The sequence below is a fragment of the Caulobacter sp. genome, from assembly GCF_039596335.1.
In the GTDB taxonomy this organism is placed as follows: Bacteria; Pseudomonadota; Alphaproteobacteria; order Caulobacterales; family Caulobacteraceae; genus Caulobacter.
This window is the reverse complement of sequence record NZ_JBCNJZ010000009.1, coordinates 14,943-37,261: the sequence shown is the minus strand read 5'-3', so window position 1 is coordinate 37,261 and position 22,319 is coordinate 14,943. Positions and strand designations below refer to the sequence as shown.

The 22,319-nt window shown below is 68.8% G+C and carries 18 protein-coding genes; 11 read left to right on the top strand and 7 right to left on the bottom strand.

The features are described from left to right. The first annotated feature begins 29 nt into the window (after nucleotides 1-29). The 6 genes from ABDW31_RS19015 to ABDW31_RS18990 all read left to right on the top strand — a co-directional run bounded on the left by ABDW31_RS19015 (nucleotide 30) and on the right by ABDW31_RS18990 (nucleotide 5,294). On the top strand, nucleotides 30-527 hold the full coding sequence (locus ABDW31_RS19015; RefSeq protein ID WP_172263776.1) for an Lrp/AsnC family transcriptional regulator: 498 nt from the start codon (nucleotides 30-32) through the stop codon (nucleotides 525-527). 66 nt (nucleotides 528-593) lie between these two features. Then, the gene (locus ABDW31_RS19010; protein WP_184722253.1) at nucleotides 594-1,871 is read left to right on the top strand and encodes an MFS transporter; all 1,278 of its coding nucleotides are present in this window, start codon (nucleotides 594-596) and stop codon (nucleotides 1,869-1,871) included. A gap of 96 nt (nucleotides 1,872-1,967) precedes the next feature. After that, nucleotides 1,968-2,864 (top strand): pirin family protein, encoded by an 897-nt coding sequence (locus ABDW31_RS19005; protein WP_184722256.1) that lies wholly within the window; start codon nucleotides 1,968-1,970, stop codon nucleotides 2,862-2,864. 80 nt (nucleotides 2,865-2,944) lie between these two features. Then, nucleotides 2,945-3,244, top strand: a complete 300-nt coding sequence (locus ABDW31_RS19000) for a hypothetical protein (protein ID WP_184722258.1) — start codon at nucleotides 2,945-2,947, stop codon at nucleotides 3,242-3,244. Between the two features lie 105 nt (nucleotides 3,245-3,349). After that, nucleotides 3,350-4,183 (top strand): alpha/beta hydrolase, encoded by an 834-nt coding sequence (locus ABDW31_RS18995; RefSeq protein ID WP_343699428.1) that lies wholly within the window; start codon nucleotides 3,350-3,352, stop codon nucleotides 4,181-4,183. Between the two features lie 91 nt (nucleotides 4,184-4,274). After that, a complete protein-coding gene (locus tag ABDW31_RS18990) occupies nucleotides 4,275-5,294 on the top strand; it encodes an adenosine deaminase (protein ID WP_184722261.1) in 1,020 nt (339 codons plus the stop codon). Nucleotide 5,295: 1 nt separating this feature from the next. Here ABDW31_RS18990 and ABDW31_RS18985 read toward each other — a convergent pair whose 3' ends face one another. The 6 genes from ABDW31_RS18985 to ABDW31_RS18960 form a co-directional block, all read right to left on the bottom strand. Continuing rightward, nucleotides 5,296-6,480 carry a hypothetical protein gene (locus ABDW31_RS18985; RefSeq protein ID WP_343699427.1) on the bottom strand — a complete coding sequence of 395 codons (1,185 nt, stop codon included), beginning with the start codon at nucleotides 6,478-6,480 and terminating at the stop codon, nucleotides 5,296-5,298. A gap of 69 nt (nucleotides 6,481-6,549) precedes the next feature. After that, complete coding sequence (locus ABDW31_RS18980) at nucleotides 6,550-7,029, bottom strand: DUF2199 domain-containing protein (RefSeq protein WP_184722269.1); 480 nt, start codon at nucleotides 7,027-7,029, stop codon at nucleotides 6,550-6,552. A 32-nt stretch (nucleotides 7,030-7,061) separates the two neighbouring features. Further along, nucleotides 7,062-8,045, bottom strand: a complete 984-nt coding sequence (locus ABDW31_RS18975) for a DegT/DnrJ/EryC1/StrS family aminotransferase (protein ID WP_184722272.1) — start codon at nucleotides 8,043-8,045, stop codon at nucleotides 7,062-7,064. Between the two features lie 120 nt (nucleotides 8,046-8,165). Beyond that, complete coding sequence (locus ABDW31_RS18970) at nucleotides 8,166-9,698, bottom strand: class I adenylate-forming enzyme family protein (RefSeq protein ID WP_184722274.1); 1,533 nt, start codon at nucleotides 9,696-9,698, stop codon at nucleotides 8,166-8,168. Between the two features lie 131 nt (nucleotides 9,699-9,829). Beyond that, the gene (locus ABDW31_RS18965; protein ID WP_184722278.1) at nucleotides 9,830-11,920 is read right to left on the bottom strand and encodes a 3-hydroxyacyl-CoA dehydrogenase NAD-binding domain-containing protein; all 2,091 of its coding nucleotides are present in this window, start codon (nucleotides 11,918-11,920) and stop codon (nucleotides 9,830-9,832) included. 400 nt (nucleotides 11,921-12,320) lie between these two features. Further along, on the bottom strand, nucleotides 12,321-13,547 hold the full coding sequence (locus ABDW31_RS18960) for a serine hydrolase domain-containing protein (RefSeq protein WP_184722281.1): 1,227 nt from the start codon (nucleotides 13,545-13,547) through the stop codon (nucleotides 12,321-12,323). Between the two features lie 125 nt (nucleotides 13,548-13,672). Here ABDW31_RS18960 and ABDW31_RS18955 point away from each other — a divergent pair, with 125 nt between their 5' ends. After that, nucleotides 13,673-15,613, top strand: a complete 1,941-nt coding sequence (locus ABDW31_RS18955; RefSeq protein WP_184722284.1) for an ATP-binding protein — start codon at nucleotides 13,673-13,675, stop codon at nucleotides 15,611-15,613. Nucleotides 15,614-15,617: 4 nt separating this feature from the next. Here the strand turns inward: ABDW31_RS18955 and ABDW31_RS18950 are convergent, their stop codons facing one another. After that, nucleotides 15,618-16,811 carry a Yip1 family protein gene (locus ABDW31_RS18950; RefSeq protein ID WP_184722287.1) on the bottom strand — a complete coding sequence of 398 codons (1,194 nt, stop codon included), beginning with the start codon at nucleotides 16,809-16,811 and terminating at the stop codon, nucleotides 15,618-15,620. A gap of 289 nt (nucleotides 16,812-17,100) precedes the next feature. Between ABDW31_RS18950 and ABDW31_RS18945 the strand changes: the two genes are divergently transcribed. From ABDW31_RS18945 to ABDW31_RS18930, 4 genes are all read left to right on the top strand, one after another. Continuing rightward, a complete protein-coding gene (locus ABDW31_RS18945) occupies nucleotides 17,101-18,489 on the top strand; it encodes an MBOAT family protein (RefSeq protein ID WP_184722290.1) in 1,389 nt (462 codons plus the stop codon). A 2-nt stretch (nucleotides 18,490-18,491) separates the two neighbouring features. Then, the gene (locus ABDW31_RS18940; protein WP_184722293.1) at nucleotides 18,492-19,664 is read left to right on the top strand and encodes a hypothetical protein; all 1,173 of its coding nucleotides are present in this window, start codon (nucleotides 18,492-18,494) and stop codon (nucleotides 19,662-19,664) included. 154 nt (nucleotides 19,665-19,818) lie between these two features. Further along, nucleotides 19,819-21,060, top strand: a complete 1,242-nt coding sequence (locus ABDW31_RS18935) for a TetR/AcrR family transcriptional regulator (protein ID WP_184722296.1) — start codon at nucleotides 19,819-19,821, stop codon at nucleotides 21,058-21,060. 101 nt (nucleotides 21,061-21,161) lie between these two features. Beyond that, nucleotides 21,162-22,280: a hypothetical protein gene (locus tag ABDW31_RS18930; RefSeq protein ID WP_184722300.1), complete on the top strand. Its 1,119-nt coding sequence runs from the start codon at nucleotides 21,162-21,164 to the stop codon at nucleotides 22,278-22,280. Nucleotides 22,281-22,319 lie beyond the last annotated feature (39 nt).

The window sequence follows — 22,319 nt, the reverse complement described above, 5'->3', positions numbered from 1 at the left end:
CGTCAACGCCCTCTGGGGGGAGGAATTTCTTGTCCGAACAACTCGACGCCGTGGATGCCAAGATCCTCGATCTCATCCAACACGACGCCGGACTGTCCGTCGCCGAGATCGCCGAGCGCGTCGGCCTGTCGTCCAGCCCCTGCTGGCGCCGGATCAAGCGCCTGGAAGACGCTGGCGTCATCCAGCGCCGCGTCACCATTCTGGACCGCGAAAAGCTGGGCCTGGGCTTCGAAGTCTACTGCACCGTCAAGCTGTCGCTGCCGACCAAGGAAAACCTCGACACCTTCGAGGTCGCCGTCGCCAAGTGGGCCGAGGTCGTACAGTGCGCCACCGTGACCGGCGCGGCCGACTACGAGATGCGCATCGTCACCCGCGACATGCACGCCTTCGACGAATTCCTGCGCGAGAAGCTGCTGTCGCTGGGCCTGGTGTCCAACATCGAGAGCCGCATCGTCATCCGTGGCGTCAAGAACTCGACCGCCGTGCCTCTGGGCCTGGTCAGCCCCTACGTCAGCCCACTGGGCTAAAAGCGTACCGGAGCGTGCTGGGGAGCCGCTCCGGACCATCCTGACATTTTCTAGGGGGAGGCCATCATGGCCCAAGCGAGCGCAGGCAGCGCGTCGTCGCGACGCGTGCTGGCCGCCAGCCTGATCGGCACCGCGGTCGAGTTCTACGACTTCTACATCTACGCCACCGCCGCCTCGCTGGTGTTCGGACCGCTGTTCTTCCCGGCCCACTCGCCGGCCGTGCAGCTGCTGGCCTCGTACGCCAGCCTCAGCGTAGCGTTCATCGCCCGGCCGCTGGGCTCGATCGTGTTCGGCCACTTCGGCGACCGCATCGGCCGCAAGTCGACCCTGGTGGCCTCGCTGATCATCATGGGCGGCTCGACCCTGTTGGTCGCCTTCCTGCCGACCTATCAGCAGGCCGGCTGGATCGCGCCGTTCATGCTGTGCCTCCTCCGTTTCGGCCAAGGCTTCGGCCTGGGCGGCGAGTGGGGCGGGGCGGCGCTGCTGGCCGTCGAAAACGCCCCGCCCGGCTGGCGCGCGCGCTTTGGCATGTTCCCGCAGCTGGGCGCGCCCGTGGGCTTCATCGCCGCCAATGGCCTGTTTCTTCTGCTGGGCGCCCTCCTGACGCCGGAGCAGTTCCTGGCCTGGGGCTGGCGCCTGCCTTTCCTGGGCAGCATCCTGCTGGTCGGGGTCGGCCTGTGGATCCGCCTGAAGCTGACCGAGACCCCCGCCTTCGCCGCCGCCGCCGCCGAGGCCCCGCCGCCGCACGTGCCGGTGGCCGAGCTGTTCCGCACCCACGGCCGCGAGACGATCAGCGGCATCTTCGCCGTCGTCGCGTGCTTCGCCCTCTTCTATCTGACCACCGCCTTCGCGCTGGGCTACGGCACCACCACCCTGGGCTATGACCGCCAGACGTTCCTGGGCGTGCTGCTCTTCGCCATCCTGTTCATGGCCGGCGGCATCGTCTGGGCCGGCTACTGGTCGGACGCCAGCACGCCCCGCCGCGTGCTGATGGCCGGCTCGGCCCTGACCGTTGTAGTCGGCGCCCTGCTGGCCCCGATGCTGGGCGGCGGCTCGCTGTGGCTGGTTGGCGGCTTCCTGTCGCTGTCACTGCTGATCATGGGCCTGGTCTACGGACCGCTGGGCGCCTGGCTGCCCAGCCTGTTCCCGGCCCGCGTGCGCTACACCGGCGCCTCGATCGCCTTCAATATAGGCGGGATCATCGGCGGGGGCCTGGCGCCCGTGGCCGCCCAGTACCTGGCCAGCCGCGGCGGCCTGGGCCTGGTCGGCGTCTATCTGGCCGGCGCCGGCCTGATCAGCCTGCTGGCGCTGTGGCCGCTGAAGAAGACGCCCGACACGCTGTAAAGGGCGCAAGATCGCGAACGATGTGTTGCGGTCTTTGCGCAAGACGACATAGGGCGGCCCGGCTAGGTTGAGCTTACATCTTCCCGGAGCCGCCCCATGATCGACCTCGTCATCGAAGCCCGCCGCCACGACATCGGAAACTTCGAGGTCGGCCGCGTGCTGCCCTTCCACGCCCGCCGCATGGTCGGCCCGTTCACCTTCCTGGACCATATGGGTCCGGCCGAGTTCGCCCCCGGCTTCCCCAAGAGCGCCGACGTCCGCCCGCACCCGCACATCGGCCTGTCGACCCTGTCCTATCTGTTCCAGGGCGAGATCACCCACCGCGACAGCGTCGGCTCGGAAACCGTGATCAAGCCGGGCGAGGTCAACTGGATGACCGCCGGCAGCGGCATCACCCACTCCGAACGCTTCGAGACCCTGCGCCGTCAGGGCGGCCGCATGGACGGCATGCAGGCCTGGATCGCCCTGCCGAAGGAATATGAGGAAACCGACCCCGGCTTCGTCCACATCGAGGGCGACGCCGACCTGCCGACCTATGAAGAGCGCGGCCTGAAGGCGCGGCTGATCGCCGGCGAGGCGTTCGGCGCCAAGGCCAATGTGCCGATCTTCTCGCCGCTGTTCTACGTCCACTGGGAGATGGAGCCGGGCACGACCGCCGCCCTGCCCGCCGAATATGCCGAGCGCGCGGCCTATGTCGCCGACGGCCGGGTCGAGGTCGACGGCCGCGAGCTCTCCGCCCTGCAGATGGCCGTGTTCGAGCCGGGCGACACCGTGGTCTTCAAGGCCCTGGAGCGCTCCACCGTCATGCTGCTGGGCGGCGAACCGGTGGGCCCGCGCTTCATGGAGTGGAACTTCGTCTCCTCGTCCAAGGACCGCATCGAGCAGGCCAAGGCCGACTGGAAGGCCGGCCGCATGAAGCTGCCCGACCTGGACCACGACGAGTTCATCCCCCTGCCGGAAGCCCCCAAGCCCGCGCCCCCGCAGCCGCTGTAGGCCGCAAGCGCAACCGATCGCGCCGATCCGGATTATCTCTCCGACCCGACACTCAAGGTCGGGGTTGGAGGGAGATGTCCATGCGTATCGTGACGATCGCGGCCGTGGCCGCTTTGGGCCTGACGGTGATGGCCTGCGAGAACAAGGCCGAGAAGGCCCAGGAAGCCGCCGCCGAAAGCAGCAACGCCGCCAGCGAAGCCGCCGCCGCCGCCTCGGCCGCCCAGGCCGCTTCGGACGCCTCTGCCAACGCCGCCACGGCGACGACCGAAGCTGGCAAGGAGGCCGCGGGCGACGCCGCCGCCGCTGCCGGTGAAGCCGCCGAAAAGGCTGGCGACAAGGCGGAAGACGCCGCCGAAAAGGCAAAGGACGCCGCGCACTAACACGCTGCGGATCCTGAGATCGCCGAACGCCGGTCGCCCCGTGGCGGCCGGCGTTTTCATTTGCTAGGAATTGAAACGATCGTTTGACTTCACCTGCGAGCCGCCATGCCCAGCTTCACGACCACCGACGGCCTTTCCATCGCCTATCAGGTCTGGGGCGAGGACCAGGACCAGCCGCCGATCGTGCTGCACCACGGCTTCGGGGCCAGCGGCGTCATCAACTGGAAGACGCCGGGCATCGTCGACGTCCTGGTCGCGGCGGGCCGCAAGGTCATCACGATCGACGCGCGCGGCCACGGGGCGTCGGACAAGCCGCATGACCCGACCTTCTATGGCGAGGCGCGGATGGCCAAGGACGTCTCGGCGCTGATCGACCACCTTGGCGTGCCAGCCATCGACCTGGCCGGCTACTCGATGGGGGCCATCGTCGCGCTGATCTGCGCCAGCCAGGAACCGCGCGTGCGCCGGCTGGTCACCGGCGGCGTCGGCGAGGGCGTGGTCGAGAAGGGCGGCGTCGACACCCGCCACGTGCCCAATGACGCCCTGGTCCAGGCCCTGCTGACCGACGATCCCTCGACCATCCGCCACCCGGCCGCCGTCCCCTTCCGCCAGTTCGCCGACGCCATCGGCGCGGACCGCAAGGCCCTGGCCGCCCAGGCCAGCGTCGTCCACGCCCAGCCCATCCCCCTGGACCGCATCACCGCCCCCACCCTGGTCACCGCTGGCGACGACGACCCGCTGGCCGTCCACCCCGACCGCCTGGCCGCGGCGATCCCAGGCGCGCGTTCGCTGCTGGTGAAGGGCGACCACCGCACGGCCGTGGCCGATCCGGTGTTCGCGCAGGCGATGGTGGCGTTCTTCGGCTTAGGCCGTACGTCCTTCGAGGCTCGGCTTCGCCTCGCACCTCAGGATGAGGACTTACAGATAACCTCATCCTGAGGTGCCCACGCCGCGGGCCTCGAAGGACGCACGGCGCTAATTGCCGCGACAGCCCCTTGACCCCACGGGGCGTGAGACCGATCACTCCCCCATGACCGACACCGCCTTCTCCGACTTCGTCCGCGGCCTGCCCAAGGCTGAGCTGCACATGCACATCGAGGGCAGCCTCGAGCCTGAACTGATGTTCGAGCTGGCCGCGCGCAACGGGGTCGCCCTGCCCTTCAAGTCGGTCGACGAGATCCGCGCGGCCTACGACTTCTCGAACCTGCAGGACTTCCTGGACATCTACTACCAGGGCGCCGGGGTGCTGATCACCGAGGCCGACTTTAAGGACCTGGCCCTGGCCTATTTCAAGCGCCTGGCGGCCGACGGCGGCACGCATGCCGAGATCTTCTACGACCCGCAGACCCACACCGACCGCGGCATCGCCTTCGACACGGCGATCAAGGGCCTGCTGGCCGGCATGGACGAAGCCGAAAAGACGCTGGGCGTGACCAGCAAGCTGATCCTCTGCTTCCTGCGCCACCTGTCGGAAGAGAGCGCCTTCGAGACCCTGGAGCAGGCCAAGCCCTGGCTGGGTTCGCTGGCCGGCGTCGGCCTGGACAGTTCCGAGGTCGGCCACCCGCCGGCCAAGTTCGCCCGCGTCCTGCAGGCCGCGCGGGACCTGGGCCTGAAGGTCGTGGCCCACGCCGGCGAGGAAGGCCCGCCCGAATACGTGTGGGAAGCCATCGACCTGGTGAAGGTCGACCGCATCGACCACGGCAACCGCGCCCTGGAAGACGAGGCCCTGACCCAGCGCCTGGTGGCAGACGGCATCACCCTGACCGTCTGTCCGCTGTCGAACCTGAAGCTGTGCGGCGTGCCCAGCCTGGACGTCCACCCGCTGAAGACGATGCTGGCCCTGGGCCTGAAGGCGACCGTCAATTCCGACGACCCGGCCTATTTCGGCGGCTACCTGCTGGAGAACTACCTGGCCACCGCCGGCGCCGTGGGTCTGACGCGCGACGAGATCGTCACCCTGGCCAAGAACAGCTTCACCGGCTCGTTCCTGACCGAGGCCGAGAAAGCCGAGCGCGTGGCGCAGGTCGAGGCCTACGCGGCGGCGCACTAGGCTAGTTCTTCATCAGGTCCGCGCCGCGGAAGAACACCGAGCGGCGCGCGGCGTCGGTATAGAAGAAGCCGCGCTCCACCCGGCCGCTGTCATAGCGCAGGGTCAGGGTGTAGCCGTCGATACGGTAGGTTCCCTGCCGGTCGGCGGCGCCGCCGGGGGTGCGCCGTGAGGAGCCGCCGCCGAAATTGGAGCCCGACACCCCGCCGGCCGAACCTTCGTCGTCATAGACGGTGTTGGCGACCACACGGCTGTCGCCCATGCCCACGGAACCGCCCGCCCCGCCAGTGTTGAAGGCCGAGAACCGGCCGTCGGCCGTGAAGCTGACGCCGCGGACCGACCACGCCCCGGCCCCGCCGCCGATCTGGTACGAGGACGAGGTTTTGTACGACCCCGCCAGGGCCTCGCCCGACCGGCCCGGCAGGCGAACCAGCGCGCCCGGTGGAGTCTCGAAGGCGCCGCCGCCAAAGGCCAGCTGATAGGTCGCGCCCGACTTGCGCCAGCGCCCCCACTGCCCCGCCTCGCGCGCCTTGGAGGCGGCGGCGTCGAAGTCGCGCTCGACCGGCAAGTCGCGACGCACGCTGCCGTCCTTGAGCAGCAGATAGGTGGTCTCGTTCATCTGCAGGCCGCCAATCCCGTAGATCTGGCTCCACGAATAGAGCACCGCCTCGATGTCGCCGTCCTTGACCGCACTGGCGGAGGGCGGTGCGGCCGCCTGGGTCGGGGTGGGCTTGGCAGCTGGCGCTGTCGACGCCGCCGGCGCGAAACAGGCGTAGACGATCAGCTCGGTCGCCGATCCCACATGCGCCTTCAGCGCCGGGTCGCTGGGCGCGGTCAGCAGTTCGGCATAGCGGTTGCGGCCGTCCTGGCCCGCGCAGGCCAGGGTGATGACCAGACTGGCGCCGAAGTCGCTCTTGACCATGGCCATGCCGGAGGTGACGCCGCGATGGGCCGGCTCGGACGCGGGCTTGGAGGTCAGGGTCGTGGCGTCCGGCGCGCGCTGGATGCGCCGGCGAAACCAGGCGTCGATGTCGCCGCCGTCGCCGGGCTCGACATGCAGCCTCAGCTCGACCCTGGGCGCGTCGGCGGGCCGGTAGACTGCATAGGCCGGTGGTCCCTTGACCTGGCTCCAGCCAGCCGGCGTGAACGCCGCCGCGCCGGCGGCCAGCAGGACAACGGATGAGACCACGAACAACCCCTCGCTACAGCTCGCCGGGAGGTTGTCGCTGAATCGTGACCGCTTGGTGGAAGCTTGGCCTTAGGCGTCCAGGACGCTGAGGACCTCGCGGTGACGCGCGGCGTCGATGCCGTCGCGCTGCTCCTGGGCCAGACGGCTCTTGTCGCCCTCCTGCAGGGTCAGGATCGGGCGCTCGTCGGGGTCCTGGAACTGGATCAGCAGGCGGGTGCCCAGGGTGGTCCCAGGATAGGGCGCCAGCCGGTTGGCCAACTTGGCCGGCAACGGCGGCTCGTCGCGGCCGTCGGCCTCATAGAGATCGAGATAGCGCTCGAAGACCTCGGCCTCGACCTCGGCCCAGGCGCCCCAGCCGAAAAAGTCGTCCTCGCCCTTCAGCGGCACCGGCAGGATGCAGCGGATGAAGAAGCGGTCGCCCCACTGGCACAGGTCGTCGTTGTAGCGCGCCTGGGCGTCGCGCTCGTCCTCGGGGATTTCCCACACCTCGTCCGGCAGGGTGAAACCCCAGTCCCGCGACAAGCCCTCATCGTGATGCTCTTCAGCCATGACCCAGAACTAGGCCAAGTCGCTGGCGTTCTCTAGCCCACCGCGTCGCGCAGGGCGTCGCACAGGCGGTCCAGGGCCTCGATGTCCAGGTTCGGATCCAGGGTGATCACCACGGTCGAGGCGGCCAGGTGGTCGGCCGTCGGGGTGTCGTCGGCGGCCAATGAGCGATCACGAACCGCGCAGCTGGCCTGGACGCCCGCGCCTTGCAGCTTCCAGGCGACGGCGCCGGCGTCGTCGGTCGGCAGGCTCAGCGCACAGGTCGGCGAGATCCAGCTCATGCCCCAGCCGGGCTGGAAGCCGACGCCGCTGTCCAGCAGCAGCACGCGCAGTTGCTGGGCGGTGCCGCACAGGCGCTGGCGCAGACCCGGCCAGGCGGCCAAGCCATCCTCGCCGGCGAAGGCCTGGGCGTCGATGTCGTTGATGGTGGCGGCGTCCTCGCAGGCGACGAACACGCCCTCCCCGCCCGGCAGACCGACCAGAACCGGAACTGGGGCTTCGATCACGACATCGAAGGCGCCGGCGGCGTCAATCAGGATCGGCAGGCCGGTCTCGGCGCGGAAGGCGGCCCAGGCGCGCATGTCGGGGGCGCGACCATGGGCGGCGGCGGGAACGATGGCTTCCAGAGCCCCCGGCGCGTCGGGCAGGCGCGCGCGCAGGTGGCCGGTTTCGAACATGGCGCTGAACGGATCGACGTCGACCAGCCAGGCCTTCAGCCCCGCGGCGGCGACGCCGGCCAGGGTTTCGGGATCGGCCAACGCCGAGACAACGCAGACGCCGCCTTCGCGCACGCCCAGGGCCTTCAGCGCCGCGGCGGTGGCCTCGACACGATCGGCGAACGCGCGGACAGCGACCGGACGGGCGAAGCGGGCGGCCAGGCGGCTCTCGAGATCCGAGCCATGACCCGCCACGCCCAGGGCCTTGGCGACCGCATCAAAGTCGATGGGGGCGCCGGAAGCGCGGACAAAGGCCTTCCCTTCCGGGAAAAGGATCGGAACAGCAGCGGGCTTCGGCAGCATTTCGGGACGCATTCCAAGACGAAACCGGGCGACCTGCATGGCCGCACCATATGGTTAAGCAACCGTATTCGCTGATTCCCTCTGGCCTAATGTGGCGCGCCGACGCGGCAAAAACGTCCTTCAGCTAGGCGGAATCTGCCAGCTGTCGCGCAGCTCGCGCTTCAGCACCTTACCGATGTGGCTGCGTGGCAGGCTGTCGACGATCTGCACATCGGCCAGCCTCTGGGTCTTGCCGACCTGGCCGTTGACGAAGGCCTTGATGTCGGCGGCGTCGCCCTCGCCCTTGAGAGCAACAAAGGCCACCGGGGTCTCGCCCCATTCCTTGGACGGCACGCCAACCACCGCCGCTTCCAGCACGGCCGGGTGCTGGACCAGCACCGCCTCCAGGTCGGACGGATAGATGTTGAACCCGCCCGAGATGACCATGTCCTTCTTGCGGTCCATCAGCGTGAGAAAACCGTGTTCGTCGAAGCGGCCCACATCCCCGGTGCGGATGAAGGTCCAGCCCTCGGGCGAGGTCCAGATCGCCTCGGCGGTCTTGTCCGGGCGGCCGTGATAGCCGTTCATGGTCGCGCCCGAGCGGCCGACGATCTCGCCGACCACGCCGGGACCGACTTGCACGCCGTCCTCATCGATCAGGCGGATGTCGTGACCCGGCGCGGGCCGGCCGACCGTGTGCAGCTTGTCGGGATGCTCGTGGGCGATGAGGATGCAGGTGCCGCCGCCCTCGGTCATGCCGAAATACTCGACCAGGCCACCGGGCCAGCGCTGCAGAACTTCGGCCTTCAGCTCGGCGGCGAACGGGGCGCTGGTGCAGAACTTCAGGTAGGTGGACGACAGGTCGTAGTCACCGAAGTCGGGGCGCTCCATCAGGCGGCGGTACTGCACCGGCACCAGCATGGTGTGGGTCATGCGGTGCTTCTGGGCCAGCTCCAGATACTTGGCCGCGTCGAACTTCTTCATCAACACCACGGTCCCGCCGCCCGCCAGGGTGGGGAAGAAGCAAACGAGCGTAGTGTTGGAATAGAGCGGGGTCGACAGCACGGTGACCGCCTCGGGGCCGTAGCCGACGGCGTCGCCGCGGAAGACGTGCTTCCAGCGCATGCCGTGCGACTGGACGATGCCCTTGGGCGTGCCGGTCGTGCCGCTGGAATAGATGATGTTGAACGGCTGGTCGGCGGCGATCTCGACCGGCGCGGGTTTGGCGCCCTCGGGAGCCAGCCAGGCGGTGAACGCGTGGTCCAGGTCGATCTGGCGGACGGCGATCGGGGCGGGCTTCTGCGCCTGCGCCACACCCGCATCCAGGAAGAACAGTCGCGCGCCGCAGTCGGCGACCATGCCGGCGATGGCCTCGGGCGTCGAGGACGGGGCGATCGGGGCGACCGCCACCCCGGCCCGAAGGCTGCCTAGGAACAGCGCCGTATAGGGAATGGACGACAGGGCGCAGACCGCCACCGCCTCGCCCGGCGCGATCCCGTCCCGCTGCAAGGCCGCCGCGACCCGGTCGGCCAGGGCGTCGAACTGGGCGTAAGTGACCGCCTCGCCGGTCTCCATGACGATGGCCGGACGGTCCGGGGCTTCCTCGGCGCGAGCGCGCAGGATGTCGCCCATCACGCCGTAGTCGGCGGACATCATGGCGGCGATGGTGGTCATGGGTGACTCCAACACTCTTGTCATCCCGGCCGCAGCGAAGCGGAGAGCCGGGACCGCCGGAAACGCCGGCGCTTGCTGCGGTCCCGGCTCGGCGCGCTACGCGCTTGGCCGGGATGACAGTCCTTACGGCCTTACGCGTCCTTGAACCCCTTGCCCTCGGCCACCAGCCGCTCCAGCAGGGCCGACGGCTTGAAGTCGTCGCCCAGTTCGGCGTGGAACTGCTTCATCTTGGCCAGGATCTTGTCCAGGCCCACCAGCTCGCCCCAGAACATCGGGCCGCCGCGATAGACCGGCCAGCCGTAGCCGTTGATCCAGACGATATCGATGTCGGACGCCCGGATGGCCTTGCCCTCTTCCAGGATCTTCGCGCCCTCGTTGACCATCGGGTACAGGCAACGCTCCAGGATCTCCTGGTCGGTGATCTCACGGCGCTGGATCTGGCGCTTCTCTGCGAAGTCGCGGATCACGCCCTCGACCTCTGCCGACGGCTTGGCGTTGCGGTTCTCGTCGTAGTCGTAGAAGCCCTTGCCGTTCTTCTGGCCGCGGCGGTCCATCTCGCACAGCACCTCGCGCACGGTCGAGGACGAGGTCTTGGCCGGGTCCCAGCCGATGTCGAGGCCGGCCAGATCGCTCATGGCGAACGGGCCCATCGGCAGGCCGAAGTCGTACAGCACCCGGTCGACATCCCAGGGCATGGCGCCTTCCAGGATCAGCTTCTGGGCCTCGCGCTGGCGCTGGGCCAGCATGCGGTTGCCGACGAAGCCGTGGCAGTTGCCGACCAGCACCGCGACCTTGCCGATCTTCTTGCCGATCTGCATCGAGGTGGCGATCACCGACTTGTCGGTCTTCTCGCCGCGCACGATCTCAAGCAGGCGCATGACATTGGCCGGCGAGAAGAAGTGCAGGCCGATCACGCTCTCGGGCCGCGAGGTCGAGGCGGCGATGACGTCGATGTCCAAGTACGAGGTGTTCGAAGCCAGGATCGCGCCGGGCTTGGCGATCTTGTCCAGTTTGCCGAAGACCTCCTTCTTGATCTCCATCAGCTCGAACACGGCCTCGATGATCAGGTCGCAGTCGGCCAGATCCTCCAGGTTCATCGACGGCGTCAGCAAGCCCATGCGCTTTTCGACGTCGTCCTGGGTCAGGCGGCCCTTCTTGGCGGTGTTCTCATAGTTCTTGCGGATGACGCCGACGCCGCGTTCCAGGTTCTCCTGCTTGGCCTCGATGATCGTCACCGGAATGCCGGCGTTGAGGAAGTTCATCGAGATGCCGCCGCCCATGGTGCCGGCGCCGATGACGCCGACCTTCTTGACCGGCAGGATCGGGGTATCGTCCGGCACGTCGGGGATCTTGGCGGCCTGGCGCTCGGCGAAGAACACATAGCGCTGGGCGGCCGACTGGCTGCCGCTCATCAGTTCGACGAACAGCCGGCGCTCTTCGGCCAGGCCTTCCTCGAACGGCAGATTCACCGCCGCCTCGATGCACTTGATGTTGTTTTCCGGGGCCATGAAGCCGCGGAACTTCTTGGCGTTGGCCTTGCGGAAGTCGGCGAAGATCTCGGGCTTGCCGCGGGCGGCCTCGACCTTGTCGTTCAGCTCACGGACCTTCTTGAGGGGGCGGTCCTCGGCCAGCACCACGCGGGCGAAGGCGATGGCCCCGTCTCGCAGCGCGCCTTCCTCGACGATCGAGTCGAACAGGCCCATCGCAAGCGCGGCCTTGGCCGGCACGTGCTGGCCGCTGGTCACCATCTCCAGCGCCTTCTCGACGCCGACGATGCGCGGCAGGCGCTGGGTGCCGCCGGCGCCCGGCAGCAGGCCGATGTTCACCTCGGGCAGGCCCGCCTTGGCCGACGGCACAGCGACGCGGTAGTGGGCCACCAGCGCCACCTCCAGCCCGCCGCCCAGCACCGTGCCGTGGATCGCGGCGACCACCGGCTTGGGCGAGTTCTCGATCAGCGCCTGGACGTCCTGCAGGGATGGGCCGGTCATGGCCTTGCCGAACTCGGTGATGTCGGCGCCGGCGATGAAGGTCTTGCCGGCGCAGATCAGCACGATGGCCTTGACGGCCGGATCGGCGATCGCGCCCTCGAACGCGCCCTTCAGCCCTTCGCGGACCTTGGCCGACAGGGCGTTGACTGGCGGGCTGTCCAGCGTGACGACGCCGATGTCGCCTTCGACGGTAAGATCGGTGACGTCGTTGATCGCGGCCATGGCGGCTTCCACCCTCTGATTTTCGTTTGAACGATTGTTTGAGAGAAGCCTGCACGGTCCGGCGAAGATGTCCAGACCTCCCTGACGGCGCCCCATTTTCAAGCATCCGCCGTTGACGGCCACGAAACCGTACTCCAAATTCGAAATTGTAGTTTCAGCCGAGATTGTCCGTGGATGCCGATGTCAGGCCGCGACTGTCCGCGCGCCGCATTTGCCTGAAATCCAGAGAGAATGATCCGCGCTGGGAAGGGCGTTCGCGGAAAGTCATGGACTTTGGATGCGCCTTGCACGCGTCCTGACGTTTCGAAGTCGGTGAACCCGCGGGCGCGGCGTGTTGCCCGCAATGCGTCGGACTTTGGTAAAGCGCAACTCGGCGCGGAAGGGGCCCTTCCGCGCCGCTTTCTTGCGTCCCCTACCCCGCCGCTTCCGTCAGCGACGAGTAGACCAGCGTCCGCAGCTCGCGCCGGATCGGATAGGCGTTGGATGGCATCAGCTGGGTCATGAACACCACCGAAAGGTCCTCGACGGGGTCGACCCAGAAGGCGGTCGAGGCCATGCCGCCCCAGAAGTATTCGCCCAGCGAGCCCAGGTTCTTGGTCCGGGCCTGGTCGATGGTCATGGCGAAGCCCAGGCCAAAGCCCAGCCCTTCGAACACCGCCTCGCTGAACAGCGACTTGGACGCCTGGACCAGCTCCTGGCCGCCCGGCAGGTGGTTCATGGTCATCAGCTGAAGCGTCTTGGGGCTGAGCAGTCGCGCGCCGTCCAGCTCGCCGCCGTTCAGCAGCATCCGGCAGAAGCGCATGTAGTCGTCGGCGGTCGAGACCAGGCCGCCGCCGCCCGACTTCACCGACGGGTCGGCCAGGAAGCGGCTCTTCAGCGGATCGTCCTGCAGCACCATCTTGCCCTGCGGGTTCAGCGTGTAGCAGGCGGTGAAGCGGCTGCGCTCGCTCTCGGGCACGAAGAAGCTGGTGTCGACCATCTTCAGCGGGTCGAAGATCCGGCTTTTCAGGAAGGCCTCGAACGGCTGGCCCGAGATCGTCTCGACCAGATAGCCCAGCACGTCGGTGGCCACCGAATAGTTCCAGGCCGTCCCCGGCGAGAACTCCAGCGGCACGGTCCCCAGCGCATCGACGAAGGCCTGCAGGCCGCCCTCGCTGTCGACGCCGTCCAGCCGCAGCTTGCGATAGGCCGCGTCGACATTGGTCCGCTGCTGGAAGCCGTAGGTCAGGCCGGCCGTGTGGCGCAGCAGGTCGATCATCCGCATCGGCTCGGCCGTGCGGGTGGTCAGGAACGCTCCGGCCACGCCGGCCTGGAAGACGCCCAGGTCGCGCCAGGCGGGGATGAAGCGGTGCACCGGATCGTCCAGCGCCACCAGCCCCTCTTCGACCAGCATCATGAAGGCCACGCTGGTGACCGGCTTGGTCATCGAATAGATGCGGAACAGGCTGTCGGCCTTCAGCGGCTTGCCGCGCTCGATATCGGCCGAGCCCAGCACCGTGCTGTACGCCAGCTGGCCGCGCCGCCAGACCTGGACCTGGGCGCAGGGCAGTTTCCCGCTGTCGATATACTTGTCCTTGAGGAAGGTCTCGATGCGCGCGAGGCGCTCCGACGACATGCCTACGGCTTCCGGCGTACTCAAATCCCTGTCCCTCCCAGTTCTGACGACTGTCTCGGTTTTGGATCAGGATCCCGGATTTCAACGTTACGTCGAAACGCAACCTTTACCCGATCCTGTGCATCCTGATTGAAAACGAGGGAGAGAGGATGGGCAAGCGCTTGGACGCCCACGCCGCATCCGGAATTGAGGCCGAGGCCGCCGACTGGTTCTTCCAGAGCAGCCTCGACATGTTCGTGGTGCTGCGCGACGACGCCATCGTGAAGGTCAATCCGGCCTGGACGCTGGCGACCGGTTGGACGCCCGAGGAAACCCTTGGCCGGCCGATCCGCGACTTCCTGCATCTGCACGACACCGAGGTGATCAACGCGATCACCGCGGCGCTGCGGACGATCGGCCATGCCCGCTCCGAGCACCGCCTGGCGCGCAAGGGCGGCGGCTGGCTGTGGGTGCGCTCGCAGTCCAAGCTGCTGCCTGAGCAAGAAGGGTTGGGCGACGGGCTGCTGATCGTCATCCAGGATTTTAGCGAGGAGCGCGCCCGCAATATCGCCCGCCAGCAGGCCGAGCGCTCCAGCGAGCTGCTGCGCAGCGCTGCCGGCGTCTATGCCTGGCGCTTCAACCCCCGCAAGGGCGCCTACGTCTTCGACCAGGAAGTGCCCACGCCCTCGTACCCGCAGGGCGCCAAGGTCATGACCGTGATGGAGATGACCCAGTCGATCCATGCCGACGACCGCGAGACGGTGTGGGAAGGCTTCACCCGCACCCTGCGGACGGGCGAACACGTGACCGTCGACTATCGCCACTTCGATCCGGGCGTCGCGGCCTGGACCCACATGCACGCCGAATGGCGCGGGGTGCGCGGCGGCAGTTCCGACGCCTGGGACATCATCGGCATCAGCCAGGACGTCACCCAGCTGGTCCAGGCCCGCGACGCGGCGCTGTCGGCGGCCGAGGCCAAGAGCCAGTTCCTGGCCAATGTCAGCCATGAGATCCGTACGCCGATGAACGGGGTGCTGGGCGTGCTGCACCTGCTGAAGACCGAGACCCTGACCGACGACGGCCGCCGCCTGCTGAACGAGGCCCTGGGCTGCGGCGAGATGCTGTCGGAACTGCTGAACGACATCATCGACTTCTCGAAGATCGAGGCCGGCAAGCTGGAGCTGGCGATCGAGCCGGTCGACCCGGCCGACCTGCTGCGCGGGGTGGCCGACATGCTGCGCCCGCAGGCCCAGGCCAAGGGGCTGGAGCTGCGCATCGAGGTTCCGCCGCCTGGAGACGGCGCGCTGGGCTGGGTCGCGGCCGATCCGCTGCGCCTGCGCCAGGCCCTGTTCAACCTGGTGGGCAATGCGGTGAAGTTCACCCTGGAGGGCGGCGTGATCGCGCGCCTGACCGGACATCGCGTCGATGGCAGGCTGCGGCTGCGCTACGAGGTGCAGGACACCGGGGTCGGCATCGATCCCGAGGCGGCCCAGGGCCTGTTCGAACGCTTCAAGCAGGGCGACGGCTCGACCACCCGCCGGTTCGGCGGCTCAGGCCTGGGCCTGGCCATCTGCCGGCGCCTGGCCGAGATGATGGGCGGCGAGATCGGCTTCCAGAGCCAGCCGGGTCGGGGCTCGACCTTCTGGATCGAGATGGAGGCCAAGGCCTGCGCCGCGCCCGCCGAGGTCGCCCGCGAGGAGGACGGCCCGCTGTTCGCCGGCCTGCGGGTGCTGGTGGTCGAGGACAACGCCACCAACCGCCTGATCGCCGGCCGGATGCTGGAGGCGCTGGGCGCACGGGTCGTCACCGCCGACGACGGCGTACAGGGCGTGGCCGCCGCCCACGAGGGCTTCGACCTGATCCTGATGGACATCCAGATGCCGCTGATGGATGGGGTCGAGGCCACGCATCGCATCCGCGCTCTGCCCGGCCGCGCCGGCGCCGCGCCGATCCTGGCCATGACCGCCAACGCCATGGCTCACCAGCAGGCGGCCTATCTGGCCGCCGGCATGGATGGCGCGATCGCCAAGCCGCTGTCGCCGACCACCCTGGTCCAGGCGATCGCCCAGGCGCTCACGATGGAACGCCCGGGCAAGCGCAAGGCCTCTTGAGGCCTTAGCGCGCCAGCGCTTCCAGGCGGCCGGTGTTGACCGCGCCGACGGCGCGCTTCAGGTCGTCGACGCTGTCGGCCGTGCCCTGAGCCTCGACCGAGAAGCGGTCGGCGACCACCACCGAGTACTTGCCGTACTTGGACTGGCGGTTCCATTCCTCCGAGACCAGACGGCCGTCGACGGTGGAAACCTTCTCATAGCCGTCATCGGTCTCGCGGGTCTGCTGGGCGCCCATGCCCGAAGCCAGGGCCGCAATCGCGCCCATGGGGCCCAGGTCGGTGACCGCCAGCTGGAACGAGGAGTCGCCCTTCTGGTAGTCGGCCTTGACCACGCCGATCTGCACGTCGCCCGTCCCGCTGGAGCTGGTCTCGAGATTGGCCCGCGTATAGCCGGCCATGTCGCCGGGGATCAGGGCCTTCAGCGCGTCGACCGCGACCGGCTTCTGCGGCTGCTTGGACAGCTGCTCGGCGCGGTTGGCGGCGGCCTGCATCTCCAGATCGACCTTCTGGCCGTTGATCTCGACCGTGCCCGAAGCGCCCGCAGCATTGCCCGCCGCCACGCCGGCCAGGCCGCCGCCGGCGAGACCCGCGCCCATGCCGGCCATGCCGATGACGGCGGTGGTGATCACGCCGATGACGATCGAGATCACGATGGCCACCAGGATCGTGACGATCGCATAGCCCGTGGCCTTCTCGGCTGGGGCCTTCATCACCCGCGGCAGGCCCAGATAGAGCAGGTAGCAGCCGTACAGGCTGGCCAGCAGCACGACGATGCCCAGCGCTGGCATGATCTGCAGCACGCCCGCGACCCAGCCGGCGGTGCCCGAATAGGCGGCGACCTTGAAGGCCTGGACGCGGTTCTTCTCGGCCCCGAAGCTGGGGGCCAGGCCGTCGATGACCATGCCCAGGATGAAGACCATCAGCAGCGCGCCGAGATAGCCCATCACCGCGCCGGCGATGCCCATGCCCAGGCCCGGCTTGACCGACAGGCCCGGAATGCCGACGCCGAACAGCTGGCCGCCGATCAGACCGGCGACCGCCGGGATCGCCGCCAGAATGCAGACATAGCCTGTGAACAGGCCCCCGATCGTGGCGGGCTCCCGCTCGATGCGCTCCCATTCCGCCGACGGCGACAACAGGATGCCCTTGACCCGGGCCACCAGACCGGTCGACGCCGATCCACCTTCAACCACTGACATTTTCGCGAACGCGCTCCCATGCAAGAAGAAACGCCCGCCCCGATGGGGCTATCTAGGCACAGTTCGCGCTAAGGTCGAAACAAGTCTTTGCGACAACAGCTTAGACCGACGGGCAGGTACATCGGGGCCTTGGCTGCGCATGTCGAAGCCGATCACCCGGTACGCACCGCCCAGGTCAAGGAAACTGCGCCCCGGACCGCCCCATGGTCACGCCTCTGTTCAAAGCGCGGCAAGCTCGCTAACCCTCCTGCCCAAGGTTGGGGCCGACGATGCGTCGCCTGGGGGAAGTATGCTGTTCTCGTCGCCGCTGTTCCTGTTCTTCGTGCTGCCGCCGGCGCTGCTGCTCTACTTCCTGGCGCCGAAGGTCCTGAAGAACGCGGTGCTGCTGGTCGCCAGCGTGCTGTTCTATGCCTGGGGCGAGCCGGCGGCGGTGCTGGTGGTGCTGGCCTCGGCGGTGCTGGACTATCTGCTGGGCCCCAAGGTGGTGAAGCCCGGCCCCGAGGGAGGCCGCTGGCTGGCCCTGGGCGTGTCGGCCAACCTGCTGCTGCTGTTCGTCTACAAGTACGCCGACTTCTTCATCGGCACGGTCGAGCCGGTGCTGGGACCCCTGCCCCACCTGAACCTGGCCCTGCCGCTGGGCGTGTCGTTCATCGTCTTCGAGAAGATCACCTACCTCGTGGACCTGCGCCGGGGCGAGAGCCGCACGGCCCGCACCTTCCGCGACTACCTCTTGTTCGTGTTCTTCTTCCCCAAGGTGCTGGCCGGCCCGATCATCAAGTATCACGAGATCGACGACGCCCTGCGCAACCGCCAGGCCGATTGGGACGACCGGACCTGGGGCTTCCTGCGCTTCCTGTGGGGCCTGGCCCGCAAGGTGCTGATCGCCGACGTCTGCGCCCAGGTCGTGGACCGCGCCTTCGATCCGGCCGGCGCCACCCCGGGCTTTACCGGCGCCTGGATCGGGGTGATCGCCTTCACCGCCCAGATCTATTTCGACTTCGCCGGCTATTCGGACATGGCCCTGGGTCTGGCGCGGATGTTCGGCTTCAAGCTGCGCGAAAACTTCGCCCACCCCTATGGCGCGGTCAGCTTCACCGAGTTCTGGAAGCGCTGGCACATCTCGCTGACCACCTGGATCCGCAGCTATCTGTACATCCCGCTGGGCGGCAACCGGCACGGCCAGGCCCGGACCTATCTGAACCTGTGGCTCTGCTTCCTGCTGTCGGGCCTGTGGCACGGGGCAGCCTGGACCTTCGTGCTGTGGGGCGCCTGGCACGGGGCGTTCATGGTGCTGGACCGCCAGAGCTGGTGGAAGTGGACCGAAAAGCTGCCCTCGCCGCTGCGCGCGGCCGGCGTGCTGGTCCTGGTCGCCATCGGCTGGACCATCTTCCGCGCCCACGACCTGCCGCAACTGGGCGCGATGCTGGCGGCCATGGCCTCGCCGGGGCTGGACGGCCGCTTCGTCGCCCTGCGCAGCCATGAGCTGGCCGCCATCGTCATCGGCCTGGGCGGGGCGCTGATCGCCGCCACCCCGCTCGTCCGCCGCGTCGTCGAGGTCGGCGCCAGCCGCCCCGCTGTCCGCGCCGGCGCCGCCGTCTTCATCGTCGCCCTGGGCGGCCTGGCCATCGCCAAGGCGCTGACGACGACGTTCAACCCCTTCCTCTACTTCCGGTTCTGACCATGCGCACGCTGCTCACCTGGACGCCGAGGATCCTGGCCCTGACGGTTCTGGCCGGCCTGGGCCTCATGGGCGCCTCGCCCCTGATCAAGACCCGCCTGCCCGAGCCAGCGCCGCTGCAGGGCATGCAGCTGCCGCCCGAGCGCCCGCCCCTGTCGCTGGCCGCCCTGTGGAGCGGCGAGTACCAGAAGGCCACCGAGGCCAACGCCGCCGCCAGCCTGCCGCCGCGTCCGCAGATCGTGCGCGCCTATAACCAGTGGCAGTGGAACACCTTCGGCACGTCGTACATGGCGTCCGGCTCGATCATCCGCGGCCGCAAGGGGGCGCTGTTCGAGGAGAGCTACATCCTGGCCCACTGCGGGATCATCACGCCGGTCGATCCCGCCAGCCTGCCCGCCTTCGCCGCCCGCGTGCGCAGGGTCCAGGACTGGTTCGCCGCCCGCGGCCAGACATTCGTCTACGTGCTGGCCCCGGTGAAGACGACCTGGCTGCCCGACCTGGTGCCGGCCAGCTATCCCTGCCCCACGAACAAGCGCGACGTCCTCTATCCGGCCGCCCGCAGCGCCTTCGACGCGGCCGGCGTCCATTGGGTGGACGGTCGCGCGGTGCTGGAAGCCCACCGCGGCAAGGTCGAGTACGAGCTCTTCCCCCGCAACGGCATCCACTGGAACCAGCTGGGCGTGGCCCTGGCCGGCGACGCCGTGACCGACGCCCTGCGCCGCCAGGATCCGTCGATCCCGAAACTGACCTGGAGCGTCGCCGCCGGTCCCGACGAGATCGGCCCGGACCGCGACCTGTCGGCCCTGCTGAACCTGCGCCGCCCGCCCCGCGCCTGGAAGACCCCGGCCGTGACGCCCCAGCCCCTGGCCGCGCCCGGCGAGGGCAAGCTGACCCTGACGGCGGTCAATGACAGCTTCATGGACCAGCTGTCGCTGTTCCTGAACCAGAACGAACTGGTCCATCGCGCCCGCAACTACGGTTACGTGACCCTGGCCCCGATCGAGTACCACAAGAGCGGCGCGGCCCTGATCCCGGCCGACGGCCTGACCCAGGACCTGCTGACCTCCGACATCGTGGTGCTGGAGACCGTCGAGACCGCGACCGGCGGCGAGCTGGGCCAGCGCTTCCTGGCCATCGTCGAGGCCGAAATGGCCAAGCCGCCCGCTCGTCCGTGAGCGGAGCGCGATAATCCTGACAGATTTGGGCCTCTCAGGCCGGATATTGCCGTTCGACGGCCGAGGGGCGCCTTTCGGCCGCCCCTCGAAAAGCCTAAATCGGGTATGAGCGTTCGGCCATTCGGCGCGACGGACGCGTCAGGGGTTCTGTTCGATGGATGACGGTCGGATCGCGGGTGCGGCCACGGCGCGTTACGCCCGCAAGAAGGAGACCATCCTGGCTGCGGCCACGGGGATCCTGAACCGTCAGGGTGTGCGCGGCATGACCCTGGCCGACGTCGCCGCGGCGGTGGGCCTGAACACCACCAGCGTCACCTACTACTACCGCAAGAAGGACGACCTGGCCGCCGCCTGCTTCATGCGCGGGCTGGAGCGCTTCGAGGCCATGGTCGAGGAGGCCGCCGCCGAGGGCTCGCCCGCCGCGCGGATCCTGAAGTTCCTGGACCTGTATCTCGACCTCAACCGCCGCGTCCGCCTGGGCGAGGCCACGCCGCTTACCAGCTTCACCGAGGTCAAGGCGCTGAAGGAGCCCCTGCGCGAGTCCGTCGGCGGGGCGTTCACCGACCTCTTCCGCCGGGTGCGGACCTTCTTCGACGACCCGTCGCTGGGCCATCTGGACAAGCGCCAGCGCACGGCGCGCGCCCACCTGCTGATGGAGCAGGTGTTCTGGTCCGGCCGCTGGCTGCGCCGCTACGACATCGAGGACTATGGCCGGGTGCGCGACCGCATGGGCGACATCCTGCTGAACGGCCTGCACGCCGACGGCCGCGCCTGGGCCCCGCAGCTACTGCCCGACCCGACCCCGGCGTCGGACGACGGCCCCGGAGCCGAGGGCCTGGAATGGCGCGAGACCTTCCTGGTCGCCGCCACCCGACTGATCAATCAACGCGGCTATCGCGGGGCCTCGGTCGAGGAGATCTCGGCGGCGCTGAACGTCACCAAGGGCTCGTTCTACCACCACCACGAGGACAAGGACGCCCTGGTCGCCGAGTGCTTCGAGCGCACCTTCACCGTCACCCGCCGCTCGCAGCTGGATGCGCGCGCCTTGCAGGCCGACTGCTGGACCCAGCTGGTCTCCACCGCCGCCGGCCTGACCAGCTACCAGCTGTCCGAGCACGGGCCGCTGCTGCGGGCCTCGTCGCTGGGCGCCCTGCCCGAGCCCCTGCGCAGCGAAATGGCCGACGGCTACATGCGCGGCTGGCAGCGGTTCGCCTCGATCATTTCGGACGGTATTGCGGACGGCTCGATCCGCCCGATCGACCCCAGCATCGCCGCCCACATGATCAATTCGATGCTGAACGCGGCGGCCTCGCTGGGCGCCTGGGTCCCCGGCCTCGAGCAGGACGAGGCGGCCCAACTGTTCGCCAAGCCGCTGCTGACGGGCGTGCTGAACTAGGGCGCGACGCCCAAAGGTTGCGACCTATTAACCATAGGGTGTCGCCCCGCGGAGGCGGCTGCTAGCTTGTAAGCGTCTGATTCGCTTCGAGTCCCCGCGTCATGACGACGATCAACCCGTATTCGTCGACCTACGCCCCCGGCCTGACCGCCGGGCAGACGGCGGCGCAGCGCGCCAACCAGGCCACCGGCTACGGCGCGCCGCGCGACCAGAGCCCGACCATCAACACCCCGGCGGTCAACGTCACCCTGTCGGCCGCGGCCCAGGCGGCGCTGAAGGCCCAGACCGACTCGCGCACCATCGAGACCGTCGTCTCCGAGGCCAAGGCCCAGATCACCGCGCGCCTGAAGGCGGCCGGGGCCAAGGACGCGCTGAAGGACGGCAACGCCACGATCGATCTCTCGGGTCAGGACCGTCGCACCCTCTACGCCGTGGCCAGCAACCAGGGCGGCGCCTTTCCCATGTCACAGCAGGTCGTCGCGGCCCTCGCCCTGAAGAGCCAGGCCGACCAGGTCCTGGCCGGCCCCGCCGCCCAGGCCCGGCTGACCGGTGACTATGCCAGCCTCTACCAGACCGCGCTCGACCGCCTGGACGCCGCCGGCCCGGAGGAAAAGACCACCGCCGCCTGGAGCCAGCAGCGCGAGGCGCTGGTCGAGGGTCGCAAGCAGGCCATCGCCCGCCCGGGCCTGGCCCCGGCCGGCATCGCCAATGACCCCGTCGCCGCCTACATGGCGCAAACCGGCAGCGTCGTGGCCGGCGCCAAGACCCGCGAGTTCGGCAAGGTCGCCACCGACGTCCGCGCCGCCCTCGACAAGCAGTACGAGCTGGCCGTCTCGCCCGGCATGGCCACCAGCGCGGACGGCGGCGAGATCGACTTCCGCCGCTTCGACGACCGCTCGCTGTCGGCCATCGCCCTGAACAAAGACGAGCAGTTCTCGGGTCACGAGATCGCCAAGGCCAAGACCGAGATCCGCCAGCGCGACAGCGCCGCGATCAAGGCCGGCTACCAGTCGTCCGGCGACGAGGGCTCGGCGGGCTTCGGCATGGCCATGATCACCCGCTATGCCGGCATGACGGTCGAGGAACGCGACGCCGCCGGCTGGACCCCGGCCGTCTATTCCAAGATGGTCGAGCTGCAGGCCGCCAGCGACAAGCTGGCCGAGATGTTCAACGCCAACGGGACCCTGGCGGGCCCGCCCAGCATGCTGGACTTCATCTAGGCCGCTGGAATGACAAAGGGCCGGTTTCCCGGCCCTATT

What these genes read in the sequence shown, in the direction of transcription:
- ABDW31_RS18975 (WP_184722272.1), bottom strand. Translation starts at nt 8,045, where the DNA reads ATGCTGCCGAAGCCCGCTGCTGTTCCGATCCTTTTCCCGGAAGGGAAG.
- ABDW31_RS18950 (WP_184722287.1), bottom strand. Translation starts at nt 16,811, where the DNA reads ATGTCAGTGGTTGAAGGTGGATCGGCGTCGACCGGTCTGGTGGCCCGG.
- ABDW31_RS19005 (WP_184722256.1), top strand. Translation starts at nt 1,968, where the DNA reads ATGATCGACCTCGTCATCGAAGCCCGCCGCCACGACATCGGAAACTTC.
- ABDW31_RS18940 (WP_184722293.1), top strand. Translation starts at nt 18,492, where the DNA reads ATGCGCACGCTGCTCACCTGGACGCCGAGGATCCTGGCCCTGACGGTT.
- ABDW31_RS18930 (WP_184722300.1), top strand. Translation starts at nt 21,162, where the DNA reads ATGACGACGATCAACCCGTATTCGTCGACCTACGCCCCCGGCCTGACC.
- ABDW31_RS18970 (WP_184722274.1), bottom strand. Translation starts at nt 9,698, where the DNA reads ATGACCACCATCGCCGCCATGATGTCCGCCGACTACGGCGTGATGGGC.
- ABDW31_RS18980 (WP_184722269.1), bottom strand. Translation starts at nt 7,029, where the DNA reads ATGGCTGAAGAGCATCACGATGAGGGCTTGTCGCGGGACTGGGGTTTC.
- ABDW31_RS18990 (WP_184722261.1), top strand. Translation starts at nt 4,275, where the DNA reads ATGACCGACACCGCCTTCTCCGACTTCGTCCGCGGCCTGCCCAAGGCT.
- ABDW31_RS18995 (WP_343699428.1), top strand. Translation starts at nt 3,350, where the DNA reads ATGCCCAGCTTCACGACCACCGACGGCCTTTCCATCGCCTATCAGGTC.
- ABDW31_RS18945 (WP_184722290.1), top strand. Translation starts at nt 17,101, where the DNA reads ATGCTGTTCTCGTCGCCGCTGTTCCTGTTCTTCGTGCTGCCGCCGGCG.
- ABDW31_RS18935 (WP_184722296.1), top strand. Translation starts at nt 19,819, where the DNA reads ATGGATGACGGTCGGATCGCGGGTGCGGCCACGGCGCGTTACGCCCGC.
- ABDW31_RS19000 (WP_184722258.1), top strand. Translation starts at nt 2,945, where the DNA reads ATGCGTATCGTGACGATCGCGGCCGTGGCCGCTTTGGGCCTGACGGTG.
- ABDW31_RS18955 (WP_184722284.1), top strand. Translation starts at nt 13,673, where the DNA reads ATGGGCAAGCGCTTGGACGCCCACGCCGCATCCGGAATTGAGGCCGAG.
- ABDW31_RS19010 (WP_184722253.1), top strand. Translation starts at nt 594, where the DNA reads ATGGCCCAAGCGAGCGCAGGCAGCGCGTCGTCGCGACGCGTGCTGGCC.